14 protein-coding genes, 1 tRNA gene and 1 pseudogene are annotated in these 17,035 nt (G+C 42.8%); 6 read left to right on the top strand and 10 right to left on the bottom strand.

The window, feature by feature from the left end; all coding sequences use genetic code 11:
• Positions 1 to 20: 20 nt before the first annotated feature.
• The 4 genes from leuD to A5886_RS05695 are packed head-to-tail and all read right to left on the bottom strand — an operon-like array spanning position 21 to position 4,554.
• Positions 21 to 614: a 3-isopropylmalate dehydratase small subunit gene (gene leuD / locus A5886_RS05710; RefSeq protein ID WP_086274056.1), complete on the bottom strand. Its 594-nt coding sequence runs from the start codon at positions 612 to 614 to the stop codon at positions 21 to 23.
• A complete protein-coding gene (gene leuC / locus A5886_RS05705; protein WP_086274055.1) occupies positions 592 to 1,995 on the bottom strand; it encodes a 3-isopropylmalate dehydratase large subunit in 1,404 nt (467 codons plus the stop codon). Before leuC ends, leuD begins: the two co-directional genes overlap by 23 nt.
• The gene (leuB, locus tag A5886_RS05700) at positions 1,976 to 3,040 is read right to left on the bottom strand and encodes a 3-isopropylmalate dehydrogenase (protein ID WP_086274054.1); all 1,065 of its coding nucleotides are present in this window, start codon (positions 3,038 to 3,040) and stop codon (positions 1,976 to 1,978) included. Before leuB ends, leuC begins: the two co-directional genes overlap by 20 nt.
• Positions 3,037 to 4,554, bottom strand: coding sequence for a 2-isopropylmalate synthase (locus tag A5886_RS05695; protein WP_086274053.1), 1,518 nt, complete (start codon positions 4,552 to 4,554; stop codon positions 3,037 to 3,039). Before A5886_RS05695 ends, leuB begins: the two co-directional genes overlap by 4 nt.
• Positions 4,555 to 5,142: 588 nt before the next feature.
• On the opposite strand from A5886_RS05695, the gene A5886_RS05690 reads away from it, so the two are divergent.
• From A5886_RS05690 to mafR, 5 genes are all read left to right on the top strand, one after another.
• Positions 5,143 to 5,844, top strand: coding sequence for an O-methyltransferase (locus tag A5886_RS05690; RefSeq protein ID WP_086274052.1), 702 nt, complete (start codon positions 5,143 to 5,145; stop codon positions 5,842 to 5,844).
• Positions 5,845 to 5,940: 96 nt separating this feature from the next.
• Positions 5,941 to 6,014 (top strand) — tRNA-Arg (locus A5886_RS05685).
• Positions 6,015 to 6,945: 931 nt separating this feature from the next.
• Entirely contained in the window at positions 6,946 to 7,083 is a 138-nt protein-coding gene (locus A5886_RS15775) for a hypothetical protein (RefSeq protein WP_179189978.1), read from the top strand.
• A 55-nt stretch (positions 7,084 to 7,138) separates the two neighbouring features.
• A complete protein-coding gene (locus A5886_RS05675) occupies positions 7,139 to 7,447 on the top strand; it encodes a hypothetical protein (RefSeq protein ID WP_086274050.1) in 309 nt (102 codons plus the stop codon).
• A 610-nt stretch (positions 7,448 to 8,057) separates the two neighbouring features.
• Entirely contained in the window at positions 8,058 to 9,509 is a 1,452-nt protein-coding gene (mafR, locus tag A5886_RS05670; protein ID WP_086274049.1) for a global transcriptional activator MafR, read from the top strand.
• A gap of 31 nt (positions 9,510 to 9,540) precedes the next feature.
• Here the strand turns inward: mafR and A5886_RS05665 are convergent.
• A pseudogene (locus A5886_RS05665) lies at positions 9,541 to 12,082 on the bottom strand (HAD-IC family P-type ATPase).
• 232 nt (positions 12,083 to 12,314) lie between these two features.
• Between A5886_RS05665 and A5886_RS05660 the strand changes: the two are divergent.
• Entirely contained in the window at positions 12,315 to 12,656 is a 342-nt protein-coding gene (locus A5886_RS05660; RefSeq protein WP_086274048.1) for a RidA family protein, read from the top strand.
• A 94-nt stretch (positions 12,657 to 12,750) separates the two neighbouring features.
• Here the strand turns inward: A5886_RS05660 and A5886_RS05655 are convergent, their stop codons facing one another.
• From A5886_RS05655 to A5886_RS05635, 5 genes are all read right to left on the bottom strand, one after another.
• Positions 12,751 to 13,899: a glycerate kinase family protein gene (locus A5886_RS05655; protein ID WP_086274047.1), complete on the bottom strand. Its 1,149-nt coding sequence runs from the start codon at positions 13,897 to 13,899 to the stop codon at positions 12,751 to 12,753.
• 151 nt (positions 13,900 to 14,050) lie between these two features.
• A complete protein-coding gene (locus tag A5886_RS05650; protein ID WP_086274046.1) occupies positions 14,051 to 14,689 on the bottom strand; it encodes a YitT family protein in 639 nt (212 codons plus the stop codon).
• Positions 14,690 to 14,834: 145 nt separating this feature from the next.
• Positions 14,835 to 15,359, bottom strand: a complete 525-nt coding sequence (locus A5886_RS05645; RefSeq protein WP_086274045.1) for a hypothetical protein — start codon at positions 15,357 to 15,359, stop codon at positions 14,835 to 14,837.
• Positions 15,360 to 15,426: 67 nt separating this feature from the next.
• Positions 15,427 to 15,822 carry a MerR family transcriptional regulator gene (locus tag A5886_RS05640; protein WP_086274044.1) on the bottom strand — a complete coding sequence of 132 codons (396 nt, stop codon included), beginning with the start codon at positions 15,820 to 15,822 and terminating at the stop codon, positions 15,427 to 15,429.
• Positions 15,823 to 15,876: 54 nt separating this feature from the next.
• Complete coding sequence (locus tag A5886_RS05635) at positions 15,877 to 16,857, bottom strand: aldo/keto reductase (protein ID WP_086274043.1); 981 nt, start codon at positions 16,855 to 16,857, stop codon at positions 15,877 to 15,879.
• Positions 16,858 to 17,035 lie beyond the last annotated feature (178 nt).

Here is a 17,035-nt window from a genome sequence, read left to right as displayed (position 1 = left end):
AAGTCCAATAACACCATCGTTTATTTTGGCAATCGATAGGCGGGAATCGTCTGCTCATAAGCGGTGATTTTATCCGCTTCTTGCAGCGTGATACCAATCTCATCAAGGCCATTGACCAGCTTATATTTCCAGGAAGCATCGATCACAAAGCTATGACTTTCTCCATTGATGACCACTTGCTGCAAAGGCAAATCGACATAAATTTCTGTCGTTGGCGGCAAGGCTGCTAGTTGTTGTCTGACCTTTAGCGGCAAGACAATGGGCAAGAGACCATTTTTGGTGGCATTCATATAGAAGATATCGCCAAAACTACCAGCAATTACCACTTTAAACCCATAATCCAGTAATGCCCAGGCCGCGTGTTCTCTAGATGAACCAGAACCAAAATTGTCACCTGCGATCAGAATCGAGGCCTGTTGGTATTCAGGAAAATTGAGAATAAAGTCTGGATTGGGCTTACGTTTCGCCAAATATCGCCAATCATCAAAGAGAAATTCACCGAAACCCGTTTTTTCTACACGTTTCAAATAGTTTTTCGGCAGAATCTGATCTGTATCGATATTGTCATTCATCAAAGGCATCGTCGTGCCTTCAAATTGCGTAAAAGCGTTCATCCTCTCGCCCCCTAATGATTTCTCTAACATCAATAAAATGCCCATGGATCGCCGCTGCTGCAGCCATGGCGGGACTACAGAGATGCGTTCGAGCATTCTTGCCTTGCCGTCCCACAAAATTACGATTCGATGTGGATGCGCAATGCACCCCTTCTGGTACTTTATCGGGGTTCATCCCTAAACACATCGAACAACCTGGTTCCCGCCATTCAAAGCCGGCAGCGATAAAGACTTGATCCAAACCAATGGCTTCAGCGGCTTTACGTACCGGACGAGAACCTGGCACCACGATACCAGTCACCCCTTCTTTGATATGCTGACCTTTCAGGATCGCGGCCGCTTCTTGCAGATCAGATAAACGGCCGTTGGTGCATGAGCCAATAAATATATATTCAATAGGAATCTCTGAAGCATGTTGTCCGGGTTGAAGTGCCATATAATCATAGGCTTGCTGATCGTTATGGTCTTTGACCGCCGGAAAGACCCCCGTCACTGGTACGCCCATTTCTGGATTGGTGCCCCATGTGATATAAGGCGCCAATTGGGCAGCGTCTAAAGTGATCAGCGCATCATATGTGGCGTCCTCATCCGTGTACAATGTCCGCCAATCAGCCACAGCAGCTTGATAATCATCTGGAGCAAAGTCACGGTCCTTCACATAAGCAAATGTTGTCTCATCAGGTGCCATCAGGCCCATTTTTGCCCCGCCTTCGATTGACATATTACAGATAGTCATCCGTTCTTCCATCGTCAAACTACGAACCGTATCGCCAAAATATTCCACCGCATACCCAGCACCAAAATCAGTCCCATGGGCAGCAATCAGTGCCAAGATAATGTCTTTGGCATAGACACCCGGCTGCAAGGCGCCAGTGATCTGGACGCCCATTCGTTTGGGTTTCATCTGCCACAAGGTTTGCGTCGCAAATACATGCTCCACTTCACTTGTGCCAATTCCGAAAGCAATCGCGCCAAATGCGCCATGGGTCGCTGTATGAGAGTCTCCGCAAACGATTGTCTTTCCCGGTTGTGTCAAGCCGACTTCTGGTCCCACCATATGCACGATTCCTTGACTGGCAGAACCATTGTCACAAAGTTGCACTTGGAAGTCTTGGCAATTTCTGCGTAAAGTATCCATTTGTTTTTTGGCGACCAAATCAGAAATCGTAAAGATATCTTGCGTTGGTACATTGTGGTCCATCGTGGCGAAGGTTTTCTCAGGACAGCGCAATGGGCGGTTGGCTTCCCGCAGTCCTTCAAACGCTTGCGGCGAAGTTACTTCATGGATCATGTGCAGATCAATGTACAATAATTGTGCCTCGCCTTCTTCACCAGCTACCACATGGCGCTCCCAAAGTTTATCAAATAACGTTTTCCCCATCTTGCATTCCTCCTAGCCGTGCGATCACCGCTGCCGTAAACGCATCAGTTGTTGCATCGCCGCCCAAATCTTTTGTCAAAATGCCTGCATTCATCGTATCAAAGCAGGCAGTCTCGATTGTTTCTGCTAATGACTCCATTTGAAAAGACTCCCGCAGCATCATCACTACCGAAAGAATCATCGACACCGGGTTTGCACTGTTTTGCCCTGCAATATCCGGTGCTGATCCATGAATCGGTTCATATAAAGACACACCGTTGATTCCATGGCTGGCACTTGGTAAGACCCCTAATGAACCAGGCAAAACAGACGCTTCATCACTCAAAATATCACCAAACAGATTTTCTGTCACAATGACATCAAATGCAGTAGGCTGCTGCATGATCTTCATCGCTGCCGAATCAACGTATTGATGTGTGAGTTGACAATCAGGAAACTCTTCTGCCACTTCTTCAGCAATTCGCCGCCAAAGCCTGCTCGTCGCCAACACGTTGGCTTTATCGATAGAGAGTACTTTTTTCTGACGTGTTCGTGCAATCCTAAACGCTTGACGCATGATTCTCTGAATCTCAACTCGGTCATAACGATTGATATCGTAGGCACTATCTAGCTCTTCCGCTTTATCACCAAAGTAGATGCCCCCAGTCAATTCACGAACGATCACAAAATCTGTCCCTTTGACGATTGTTTCTTTGATCGGCGACAAATGCAGCACGGCATCCACTACCTTGATTGGACGGATATTGGCATACAGACCTAATGCTTTACGCAATGCCAGCAGTCCTTGTTCAGGTGTGAAAGGAGCCTTTTCCCAACGTGGATCACCGATCGCACCGAGCAAAATCGCATCCGCTTCTTGGCATGCCTGCAAAGTTGCCGGTGGCAATGGTGTAGGGCCTATCGCCAACGCCGCTGCGCCAAAAGGCTGGTGATCAAATGAAAACACAGATGAATCAGACCCCATCGCTGCCCCCAACACCCGCAATGCGCTGTCCATAATCTCAGGACCAATGCCATCCCCTGCTAAAACAACGATCTTTTTCACACCAGTACACCTCGGTTCTTCAGCGCAGCACTGGCTTGCACATACGCTTTGGCAGAAGCTTGCAGCACATCAAAGTCTAAACCAATGCCACTGATTTTCTCATGACTGTCGCTGCATTCGATCAGCACATGCACTTCTGCTTGGGCATCTTCACCACTCGTCAAAGCTGTGATCTCATAATTCAATAAAGTCGGCTGTTGGTCAAAAATTTGATCGATCGAATTGTAGATTGCTTGGATACTACCAGAACCAATCGCGGAAGCAACAAACGTTTCTTGTTCTTTTTTGATGGAAACGACCGCTCCTTGGTGCCCATTAGAAACATACTGCAGCTGAACAGCATCCAATTCATAACCATCAGACCCGCGCCCTTGATCGGCGACTAACGCCAGCAAATCTTGTTCTGTGACTTGCTTTTTCTTATCCGCCAATTCTTTGAAACGTTTGAACAAGGCATCACTTTCATTTTGTTCAAACTGATAGCCCAATTGCGTCATCTTGTCGATAAAGGCATGTCTTCCTGACAGTTTCCCTAGCGGCAATGAATTGGTCTTGATGCCGACCAACTGCGGCGTGATGATTTCATAGGTTTCCGGATTCTTTAAGACACCGTCTTGGTGGATGCCTGATTCATGGGCATAGGCATTGCCCCCAACAATTGCTTTGTTTTTCGGTACGGCAATTCCTGACAAACGTGCAATCAAGTCGCTTGTCCGTTTGGTTTCGTCTAGTTTGATCGATGTATCGCTTTGATAAAAGTCTTTGCGGATGTGCAGTGCCAACGCTACTTCTTCCAATGCCGTATTTCCTGCCCGTTCGCCAATTCCATTGATTGTCCCTTCAACGCGATCCGCACCATTTTCAATTGCCGCTAATGCATTGGCAGTGGCCATCCCCAAATCATCGTGACAGTGAGAGGAGAAGGTGATCTTCTCATCACTGGTGATATGGCTGATCAAATAGGCAAATAGTTCACCATATTCTGTCGGATTGCTATACCCTACCGTATCTGGCACATTGATGATCGTTGCCCCTGCATCAATTGCTGTTTGAACAGCTGCTAATAAGAAATCTTTATCTGTCCTCGTTGCATCTTCCGGTGAAAATTGTACTTTCGCAAATTTCTCACGGGCATAACGAACATGAGTGTTGATCGACGCAAGCACTTCTTCTTTGGTCATATGCAATTTGAATTCTCGGTGGACAGCACTTGTCGCTAGGAAAACATGGATCTGCGGATCAACGGCCTGTTTCAACGCCTCATAAGCGCGATCGATATCTTTCTTTTGGCAGCGTGCCAATCCGGCAACTGTCATCTTGGTGACAGCTTTCGCAATTGCTTCGACAGCCTCAAAATCTCCCTCAGAGGCAATCGGGAACCCTGCCTCGATCACATCGACTCCCCATTTTTCAAGCTGTAAAGCCAATTGCACCTTTTCTCTGGTATTAAAATTGACCCCCGGTGTTTGTTCGCCATCTCTCAAAGACGTATCAAAAAATTGAATCTTTCTCATAAAAACTTCTCCTCCTTCACTGTTTATAGACTTGGCAACAAACATGGTTTGTGATCAATGATCGAAAAAGGTATAAAAAAAGCACTCCATAAAGGGCTAACCTTCATGCAATGCGAATAGGACTCTTCAAATGATGCCTGAAATTACGTGGCAAAATGAATGAGTCCTTACGATAATAATAATAAAAATGCTGCTGCGTTTTTCGTTTGTTTGATCATAACCGTCACCTGTCTGTTTTTTTCTTGTAATGACCATACCAAGCTTCCATCGAACTGTCAATAGTTTTTACCGAATTTTCTGAATATTATGATTTGACAGATACTTCGACAACTATTTTTCATGTAGGTGATGTGAAAGCGTCAACTGCGTAAAAATTTAGTATTTACTGTTGATTTCTTCACGCTATCTTAACCGAATTTAAACAATCATCGGTTATGCTATATGTATCCCAAAAATATTTTTTCACCCCTTTATCCTGCCAGTCGAATGACTGGTATTTTTTTTTGCCCTTGTTCAACGTGAGAAAAGATTGAACTTACAGTTCGTTCTTCGTATAATGAAGAGCAGCAATCATTGAGGAGGAAGAAGATGCGTAACGAAATGATGCATCGCCCAGTAGTCAAACCTGAACTAGTGGCATATATGCGCAACAACCAAAAACAATTACCCGGTGAACTCGGAAAAATAGAACAAGACGCCCACGAAAAAGAAGTACCGATCATCCCCCACGAAACTGTCGTCTTTATGCAATTTCTTTTGGGGCAATTAAAACCACAAGCGATTTTAGAAATTGGCACAGCGATCGGGTTTTCTTCAAGTTTGATGGCTAACATTGTTAAGAATAGCCACATCACGACTATTGATCGCTTCGATGTGATGATCCGTAAAGCCAAAGAAACCTATGCACGGCTGGACAACGAAGACCAAATCACCCTATTGGAAGGACAAGCCGCAGATATTTTGCCAACACTTAGCGGTCCTTATGATTTTATCTTTATGGACAGCGCCAAATCTAAGTACATTGAGTTTTTACCCGAATGCTTGCGTTTGCTGCGTAAAGGTGGCGTACTTATGGTCGATGACATTTTTCAAGCCGGAACGATTTTGCAACCGACTGAAGAAATCCCTCGCGGACAACGGGCGATCCATCGCAAACTAAATCTATTCTTGGATACAGTGATGACTCATCCGCAGCTAACCTCTACTTTAGTCCCCCTAGGCGACGGTGTGATATTGATCACCAAAGAAACCGAGCAAGTAGATTTGCCTGATCTAGCAGAGAATAACTAACCAAAATCATCTTTTTGTGGAGAAAATAAGAAAAAAGGGCGAAAAGCAATTGACATTGCCCCGCCCTTTTTCTATAATGTTATTTGTTGCTGAATTGTCATAGTAGCTCAGCCGGATAGAGCATCCGCCTTCTAAGCGGACGGTCGGGGGTTCGAATCCCTCCTGTGACGTTATATTATCATACGAACCATAGACAAACCGTTAGAAATATTGATTTCTAGCGGTTTTTGTTTACATTTTTTATGCAAACTTAGACATTTGTTTGTCATATGACTACATTTCAACAACACGTATATTGTGTTTGTTTTAGATAAAGATGCTCTACATGTGGGTACAGGATTCTTTCTCCTGTTTACTACCTTTATCATTTTTACACTAATTATTTACTAAGTCATACCATTGTGATATTCTCAATAAAAGGAGTGTTTTAATGAAGTTTTTTGTCCAAATATTGCTGATGACCCTGACTTTTGCTATCGTCACAATTATAATTGGTATTCTTTTTAGCGATTTCACATTTGCTACAATACCTTTGTCAGAAATTTTATACTCAACGACACTTTTCTTTTTGGGGTGCCTCACAACGTTCCTGATTCATGCTATTTATAAAAAAGTAAAATCCAAAAAGAGGTCTAAATAAATCAAGTCAAACACTCACTCTTTTAATTTTGGAAAACATGAAGCACTATTGTGTTTTTTACTTTACTTACTAAAAACGTCTAGGAGGCGCAAATGGGACTATCAAGCATTTTAATGATCATCACAACAATCAGTCTTTTTTTCTTATTGAATGGTGTAAATAGAAAGAACAAATTAATGATTTGGTTCTCTTTGATAACATTATTAGGAATAGCTATCTTCATAGTTTACTTTATTTTTTTGACTCCTGATTATATGTAATTGGTTTTAATTGGACAAATTTTCTGTTTTCTTATTGTATAATTTCAAAACATTATTCATATATGAACACAGAACGCACCTCTCCTACTTACATTTTTAGCACGCAATACAAACAAGCGCATCATATTATCTAAAGTGAAGTCATTTCGCTGTTCCCCCTCCTCACTCACTCGTGATACAATGAGCATAGGAGGCGATGACATGAACTTTCATCATTACAAAGATGCAGATAAAACTTATCTTGGTGTAGCTTTTGCTTTTTTTGCTTTAGGAATTGGTATGAAATTCTTTTGGATTCCGGCTTTTCTGTTTTTACTCGCTGCATTCTTAAAGAAATAGCTTTTTATAGTTCTTTTTTGCTACTAATCCAATCTATTTGAAAGGTGGTTTATTCATGAAAAGAGTTTGCTTTGTCTTGGTGCTCAATAATGTAATGTCATATACACCATTATCTCCGGGGCTTCTTTATAAAAAAGATCCAAGCCTTAAAGATTACTTCTCTCAGTTTTACGATGTTTCTGTGAATTATCTCAGAGACAAAGACCATGTTGATTACTTGGTCATGCCTGATCCATTCGTTCCTTTTGATAATGAAAATGACCTACCTATCATTAAAGTTCCTTCTATCTATTTTTTGACAAAAGATTATGGAAAAATCAAAAGGTATATTGATACTTACTTTAACGAGAACAAATCACACTAATTCAACTTGTGTTTTTCTTTATACTATTAGCCATGCCAGAAACAGCTAAGAATCATGTTCTTTAGCTGTTTTTGTTGTATAACTGGAATTGCTTTTACAATAATGAACAAAATTTCTCTCGCAAACACCATTTAAATATGCAAATTCACATAAAACTTCAATGGCTTTTCCTACTGTTTACAATATATATTATCTAAGAATAATGATAAAATAGAAAAGAGATGCGCTATCAGGGTGCACGTAAAGACTTCCCCAATAATCCGCCTGATAGCGCGTCTTCTTCGCAGCTGAAAGCTGCTCATTTCATGGTAAGATATCCTCCCAGATATTGCAAGCAACTGCTTTCATATGATACCAAAAGTACCTATGCCTGACTAAAAGACACCATCTCAATTAAATCAACTATGGGTAACTAGATATAGCATTATCGGTGACATTTTTTTTTTTGCTTTTGATTTCCCACTCTCCCTCATCACCATCAAGCTAAACCAATCACTATCTTTTCATTAATTCCTTCCTTACAAATAGCATTTCCCGTTCATTTCAGCTAAAATCAATATAAGCTATTTCCGTTCACATAAGAACTTGTGACCTAGAGAGGGAGAACATCATGGATGAGATGATGAAAACATGTATCACTGAAAAAGATTTGCTGCGTCAGATTTTGCTTTTAGAAACATTGGCCAACCATCAACAGATGACATCAAAGGCCCTAGCCACCTTATTAGGAACAACAGAACGGACGATATTTTCTGATATCATTTCTATTCGGCAGCAACTGCCCCCTCACTGGTCTTTGGCTGCTGACAGCAATGGTCTGTCCTTACAAACGTCAGATTCGTTGCCAGTGAGTCAACTTTGGGAGATTTTCTTTCCGCAATCGATTGGTATCTCTTTGCTTAAAGCATTGTTGTTCTCACATTCAGTCGGAACACAGGGGTTTATCCAAGAAAACGGGATCTCTCTCGAAACATTGCGTCGTCATACGTTGAAATTGAATCAAACCTTAGTTGATTTCTCATTACAGATCCGCGTGACTGCTAGTAAAATCGTTGTCGAAGGCAATGAAATCAATTTGCGGCTCTTTTACCATCGCCTGTTGTTGCCTTATACGCATAACAATTATTTCTTTTCAGAATACACGATCCATGAAAGCCATTATTATGAATTTTTGACAGCTCTGAACAAAAATAAGCTTGATATTGATGTCGAACAAGTATTTGGCACCTGCTGGTTTTTTATCAACACGATTCGGATCAAAGCCAATTGTCGCATTGACGATTTTACTTTTAATGTAACAGATCGATTTTTTGCTTTATTCAAGCAGCCGTTGGTTGCTCTTTATGAAAAAGAAGGCGTCTATGTCGAAACGAGTGAACATTTTTTTAGTTTTTATTGTTTTTTAGAAAGCTGGAACTACAACAATCACTGGTCACCCTTGATCCGCGAGACGCTAACATCCTATGCGACGATCTGTCAAAAGGCAACAGATTTTGTTCTCTTGATTGATGATACTTTGCAACTTGACTTAGCACATCAGACCCGATTGATTGATAATTTGTCTTTATTGCTGATCAAAGTGCAAGAGTCGACCAAACTATCGGTACAATTCCAATCGGAATATCAAGATATTCGTGATTTCAATTATCCGCAATTGGTTTCTATCGATCCTTTGATTACTGATTTTATCCAGCAGCATTTTTCAAAAACCGCACATTTGCAGCAATCGATCGCGATGACGCTTCGCTTATTGATCCAGCAAGCCCGCTTGCAAGCTGATCCAGTTATCGCCAAGGGATTGTTTGTGTTCCAAGGCGATCCTGCATGGAAAGTCTACCTGCTTCATGAGCTGAAAGATTATCTAGGACGACGGATTTCCCTAGCGGCTGCCGAACCTGGTCAATTGACGGCTGGATCATTGGCTGCGTCTGATTTTATTTTGTCCAATTTCCCGATTGAGTCAGCTAATTGTCCCATCTATTATCTTTCAATGGTACCTACAAAAAATGAGCTCAGCCAAGTGACTGAACTCATCCAAACGTATTATTTAAATTATCGCTAGACGATAAGTGTTTTTTCTGCCGCTTTTGTTGTTAACCTAGGTTGACTGGAGCGGCTTTTTGCCGTCTTTTATATGCAGCTGACAGCCATTTCTCCCCTTCCACGATGATGAACAAGAGTAATCCATTCGCGAGAATTGCCAGATGTTGTAAGAAGCTGAGTTGTTGTACACCTAGAAGCTGTTGGCCAAAAGGTGTAGCCAATGCGAAGGCTTGCAACAAGATCAATGCCGCAAATGACAGCAGCAGCGCGCGATTTTTGAACATGCCACGATTAAGTGCCGGCGCTAACAACTCTCGGCAGTTGACGAGATAGACAGCTTGCGCCATCACAATGTTTTGCAGCAAAATGCTTTGCTGTAAACCTGTTCCATCGAATTGGATCGCTAGCCAGTATGCGGGGATCATGATCAACAAGGATACATATGCGATCCTAAAGAAACTATATGCAGTCAAAATTCTTTCTTCAATGGCTCTCGGTGGGCGGTGCATCACATCTTTGCTGGCTTGTTCGAAACCTAATGCATAGGAAAGGGTGATGGTTGTCACCATATTGACCCAGAGCATTTGCACAGACGTCAATGGCAAGGGACGGCTGACCAATAATGCAGCGATGACGATCAACCCTTGGGCAAATGCAGTTGGCAAGAAGAAGAGAATGGTTTTCTTTAAGTTGTCATAGATTCTGCGTCCTTCTTTGACTGCATGGGCAATCGTATGGAAATGATCATCTGCGAGAACCATATCGGCCGCTTGTTTCGTTACTTCACTGCCTTTGATGCCCATGGCAATACCGATATCGGCCTTTTTAAGCGCTGGGGCATCGTTGACACCATCCCCAGTCATTCCCACGATTTCACCATTTTCTTGCAATGCTGTCACGATCCTCAGCTTATGCGCCGGTGTGGTGCGGGCATATATATCCACATGGTTGACCGCTTTTCGCAAGGCTGTATCTGAAAGCTGATCGATATCGATACCTTGCAAAACCTAATCGGTGTGCTTCAGCCCGATTTGCTTACCGATTGCTTGTGCTGTGTCGCCATGATCTCCTGTGATCATCTTGACCCGAATCCCAGCCTGTAAACAGTCTTTGACTGCTTCGATTGCACTTTCTTTCGGGAGATCATGATGCCTGCAAGTCCTGTAAAGTCAATTCGCTGACAGAATCATGGGACAAGGAATGTCCTGCTTCCACTTCTTTATACGCAAACCCAATCAAGCGTTGGCCTTTGCTTGCCAAAGCTTTGCCTCGTGTCAACCAGTCTTGTTTTTCTTGGTCGGTCAGATTGCTCCGATTGAGTAACACTTCTGGTGCGCCTTTGACAAACAGTATCGCTTTTTGTTGTTGATTTTGCATAGGATGCAAAGTCGCCATGTACTTGTACGCTGAGTTGAATGGCAGTTGGCTGATCGTGGGTTTCAATGGGCGATCAAAGGCTTCTACGTAGTGCAAGAGCGCTTTTTCAGTCGGATTCCCGACCAAATCCGCAGCTTTTTGTTGTTGCAGGTGTTTGATATCTTGGCAATTGGTCATGATATCTATCATCTGATCACGGCTGTTTTGATCATCGCTGAGAACTTCTACGACTGTCATTTGATTTTTGGTCAAGGTCCCTGTTTTGTCTGAACAAATCACTGTCATTGCTCCTAATGTTTCTACAGAAGGCATCGACTTGATGATGGCTTGTTGTTCTGACATCTCTTTGACACCCATTGACAATATCATGGTGAGCACCGCTGGCAACCCTTCCGGAATCATTGCGACAATCAATGCGATCACAGATGAGAATAAGACATTCAGTTCAAAACCGTAGCGGAAAGTGGTAAAGAAAATCAAGAACAGGACCAATGCAATGATACAGCGAAATAATTGGTGATTCAATTGCTTCATCTTTTTGATCAAAGGTGTTTCTTGGCTTTCAACAGATTGAATCGCTTGGTTGATTTGACCAATTTGCGTACGATCGCCAGTTTCAACAACGATCCCTGTCGCGGACCCACTCTCAACGTGGGTGCCGGAAAAGGCCATATTGACCTGATCGCCAATGATTGCTTCATTCGCCAGCGTGTGATGTTGTTTTTCGACTGGCTCTGATTCTCCCGTCAAAATTGATTCCTCGATCACTAAATCATGCGTCGTCAGTAAGTGCAAGTCGGCTGGCACAACATCTCCCGGTCCTAAAACCACCAAGTCACCAGCAACCAATGAAGCAACCGGGACTTTTTTCCGCCGACCATGAAGGTAGATGGTGGTTTCTTTGCCCATCAATTGCTTCAATCCATTCAAAGAGGCCTCAGCTTTTCTTTCTTGCCAATAGCCGACGATCCCGTTGATGATCACGACGGCAAAAATGATGCCACTCTCGGCGAAATCTCCTGACAATGCTTTGAGTACAGCGGCTATCATCAAGACCACCATTAGCAAATCAGTGAAATGTTTGCTGATTTGGCGCCATTTTGGCAGTTGTTGTTTTTCGCTGATGACATTCTCACCCTGCTTTGCCAAACGTGCTTCACGTGCTTGCACCGTTAACCCTTCTTGATCCGTTTGCAACTCTTCTAAGATAGTCAGCGTCGATTTTTTGTACTATTTCATAGTGTTTCCTCCTTGTCGGTTTCTTTAACTTGATAAAAGTATACGACAGGAATGAAAAAATATATTGGCGATAATTTCATGAAACTCTGAAATTAATGCGTCATCGATAGTCGATCATGACCTGCAGCTTTCTTTCTTGTATATCCAACAAAACTCCAGTAAAATAGAGAAAATGTAACTCGGTTTTCAATCCAAAGGAGATGTTCGTATCGCTATCTTCTCTAATACCCGCATGACACAAGGACCTATTCTCTATATATCTGGGCAAACGCCACAACAAGACACTGAAATTCCTGTAGCTATGTACGCCCAAACGACAATTGTTTTGAATAAGATTGAAGCCATTCTGAACCAGCATGATCTCAAGTGGTCTGCCGTCGCAAAAATGACCGTCTTCATCACAGACGCTGCTGATTTGGGTGGTGTCCGCGACGCGTTCACTGCCATTCTCGGTGAGGAGAAACCAGCCATGAGTTTGGTTGTAGTATCTGGGCTGATTGATCCATCGTATAAAGTGGAGATTGAGGCGCAGGCGGAGTTGCCTCGATAATCAAGATGGACTAAAATGCAATAAATTGATGAATAGACGACAAACCTAGTTCTTGCTTCTGCAAGAAGGGTTTGTCGTCTATTCTTTTGATTATTTATTTTGCTTTCTTCGCTGATTCTTTATGGATTCCATCGATGATACCGGCTATCCCTCGGGCAGTCAAATACGTATTCGCTAATGTGCGCTCGTGGTCCATTGCTTCTGCCAATGTGATTGGCCCCTGCTGAATACTAAATACCCCCATTGCGAGATGCGCCATTTCCCCAATGTTTGTTTGCCTAGAACCGCACAAAACGATGACAGGAATCCCTAAATCATGGGCGATCGTTGCCACGCCAAATGGCACTTTGCCCTGATCCGTCTGCTGATCGATGCGTCCTTCACCCGTAATGACAAAATCAGCTTGGGCAATTTTTTCTTCGAAGCCTATGATCGATGCAATCGTTTGAAACCCAGATTGCAGTTGCCCACCCGCAAGTAAAATCGCGCCACCTAAGCCGCCGGCTGCCCCTGATCCAGCTTTGTTCACATATTGTTGTTTTGATTGCGGCAAATGCATGATGAAGGTTTCCGCCCGTTGATCCAATCGTTCAATAGTTGCAGCTGAAGCCCCTTTTTGTGGCCCAAAAACATGAGCGAAGCCATTTTTCCCCGCGTATGGATTGGTCACATCTGCTAAGCCAATCAGTTCAACAGCCGCTAAGCGGGTATCAATGGTGGCAAAATCGATCGTATCTGCCCAAAGCAATGGATTTCCAAGATTCGGGTTGTTCTTTTGATTCGACTCAAGCGTGGCGCCAATTGCTTGTAAAAAGCCAAGTCCGCCATCGGAAGTTGCTGTTCCTCCTAATGTCAAATAGATCTGCTGCACATTTTCCTTCAAAACAGCTAGAACCATTTTACCTAGGCCATATGAAGAAGCATTTAGTGTCGTATCATCTGTTTGTTCAACGAGATTGATGCCAATCACCGCTGCTGATTCAATAATGGCAATTTTTCTACCATTAAAAGTAGTCAGTAAACATTCAGCGGTGATTTCATTTGCTAGCGGATCTGTTGTAACGACTTCGATATACTTCCCACCTAAATCTGCATGAATTGCAGCCATTGTGCCCTCACCGCCATCGGCGATCGGTATATTACATTTCTTCACATCATCAGAAAAACCCGCCAATGCTGCTGCGTTTAATTCCTCTGAACTTGCGCTTCCTTTGAATGAATCTATTGCTGCCACTATGTTCATACATCATCCCCATCCTTTCAAAACAATATTGATCAACGAATCAACCCCAAGTTAACTTTCTACCGCAAAAGTTAACCTACCCTCCATTGAATAAACTTCTCCGTCAAGGTACCATTTTAGTATACCAAACAAAAAAGACATTGCACTGTAATCAATCAACAGGCAATGTCTTTTTCGCGATACGTTCTTCTGTGGCAGTGGGTGTGGTCTGTTCACGTTTCAGCTGCCTTGTTTGTTCAAACTTCAGTAAATTGCGCATAAAGAAGGCAATCAAGTAAATCGATAATGCGGAGACCAAGGCCTCTTGCCAAGAAAAAATCATCAAGTTCAACAAAACGATGACCGCGTTCGTCAATAATACACCAGTAGATTTACGGATACCGTAATATTTTTCTAGAATCAGCGGCGGAATCGTAACACCGCCATTTGAAGCCCCGATTCGATAAAGAGAATAAATACCTAGACTAAAAAAGAAACTGCCTAGTATCAATGATACGCCATAAAATCGGATCAGCATCCATTCAGGCAACAGTGCCAACATGACGGGAAAAGTCAAACTGCCAACTAGAGTATTAATGAAGACAGCGCGTTCCAATAAGAAATAAGTCAGGGTCAACATCACCAAGTTGATCGACCAGACGATCACATGGCGATTGATCTGCCAACCTGTTTCAACCAAATACCCAATCGACCCGACACCTGCCGAAGCGATACTATGGGGCAGCAAGAAGAAGTTCAAAGCGATACAAATCCAGAGAACACCCAATAAAATAGCCACCTGTTTTTTCATCTGTATATTCTTCAAGTCATTCTCCTTTTCATGAATATAGTCAACACGTCAAAATTGCTTCTCACCATTTTATCAAAAAGTTGCAAAAAAGAAGAACCAAATTTTTCATAGGACGTTGAAAAATTTGCTTCTTCTTTAACAATGATTATTCCACCCGATTCAGCACCTCCGCGATACACGCTTGGCGAATAAACACTTGCCTGTCCTCAACCTGCTTTTGCTTATTCCCACAAGGCAGATCTATGAATGTCACGTGTAATCCGGATTCTCGCAACAGCGATTCAGACATCGCTATATTTCTGTTTAAGATCTGCGCATGTTCCTCTCGCTCTTGCTGGGTCTTGGTCAACAGAAATTGCTGCACTGTCGGTGTGACTGTAATCAAATGCGCTTTATCCAGTAAAGCCATCGCTTCGATCACCCGTAAGGTGGCCCGAGGATCTTGGATATCCAACAGCAACACTCTATCACTTTTTTGCAAACAGCGGACCAGTAAACCTAAATCGACAAGCTGCTCCTGCGCTACTTCAATCAGTGTTTCTTCAGGCAGCCGATATGCGTCCATCTCTGCCTGATTGTCTATCTGATTGGCTCTATTTGATTGCATGATTCTTTGGCGAATGTCATGCCCCAATACGGTATCTGCACCTAGCAAAGCTATCGTATACATTTGGTTCCTTTCTATTAATCATATTATAACCAGTAACACAGTTGAAAAAATTTCATACTGGCTGTTTTTATTTTTTGACGGGCTTTCGTTGTCGCAATCGTTCTTCTGTTGGCAAGATATGTTCATCGTAATGATCCAATTTATACTCAAGACGTTCGACTGCTTCTGTCATATCATTGATTTTTTCTCTTAAGACTGCGATTTGTTCAGCCAATAATTGTTTGCGTTCAGGCACAGTTTGCGGTCCTTCGCTAAACAATGCTAAGTAATGGGTCAACCCTTCAATCGACAATCCAGCATTGCGCATTTGACGGGTAAATTTGATCCATTTCAAATCTTCCTCATCAAACGTCCGTACGCCATTTTTATTGCGTTTGACTGGTGGAATCAGGCCAATCTTTTCATAATAACGAATCGTATCTGCTGAAACACCGCTGATTTCACTGATTTTTTTGATATTCATCTAATCTCTCCAAATCCCATATGATCTTTCAAGCCTGATGCGGCTTTTCTTCTATTATACCGCACCCATAACGGCATGTGGAAGATACGGTGCTTCTAAATAAGCTATCTCATCTGCAGACAGGATCAATCCTAAGGCTGGCAGCGCGTCTAACAAATGACTTTCCTTGGTTGCGCCTATGATCGGTGCCACAACTTGGTCTTTTTGCAATAGCCACGCCAAGGCAACTTGCGCCCGTTTGACTTGATGTTTTTCTGCCAGTTCTGCCACCCGTCGAACGATTTCTTGGTCTTGTTCTTTGGTTTGGTCATATTTGCTTTGCGCGGTTTTGTCCGTCAAGAAACGTTTGGTTTCTGCATCCCAATCTCGGGTCAAACGCCCTGCTGCCAATGGGCTGTATGGTGTGACCGCAATTTTTTGATCGGCACACAGTGGCATCATTTCTCGTTCTTCTTCGCGGTACAATAAGTTCAAGTGGTTTTGCATCGAGACGAATTTGGTCCAGCCATGCTTATCCGCCACTGCTTGTGCTTTCGCGAACTGCCACGCATACATCGCTGAAGCTCCAATATAGCGGACTTTGCCAGATTGCACCAATTCATGGAGTGCTTGCATCGTTTCTTCGATTGGGGTATGGTAGTCCCACCGATGGATGATATAAAGATCGATATAGTCCATTTGTAATCGTTGTAAACTTTGTTCCACTTCATAGAAAATCGCTTTTCTAGATAAACCGCCACTATTCGGCGCTTGTTTCATTTTTGAAAACAATTTCGTAGCCACAACAATCTCATCTCGCGGCGCAAAATCATTCAATGCTTTCCCGACAATCTTTTCACTGGCGCCATAAGAATAAATATTTGCCGTATCAAAAAAATTGATTCCTAGATCCAAGGCTTTTTTGATGACTTGGCGGCTCTCTTCCTCCTCCAGTACCCATTCGTGAAATCCGCTGTTGGGATCACCAAACCCCATCGTTCCTAAACATAAACGCGATACATCTAATCCAGTATTGCCTAATTTGATATACTCCATTGAAATACCCCTCCTTTGGTGTTGACTTCAGCATACAGCTTGGAGTGGACTCTAAGTCAAGTGAAAACGCACACTTTTTTTGTTTCGTTTCGCTGAATATGGAAAATTGTTTATTCAACCACAAAAAAGCTTGTGACAGAGTCAGTAAAACACAGGATGTCATAGGCTTTTTTGTGGT

Source organism: Candidatus Enterococcus testudinis (assembly GCF_002140915.1).
GTDB classification, from domain to species: domain Bacteria; phylum Bacillota; class Bacilli; order Lactobacillales; family Enterococcaceae; genus Enterococcus_D; species Enterococcus_D testudinis.
Note: the sequence above shows the minus strand (reverse complement) of the source record. Positions and strands in the feature narration are given on the sequence as shown.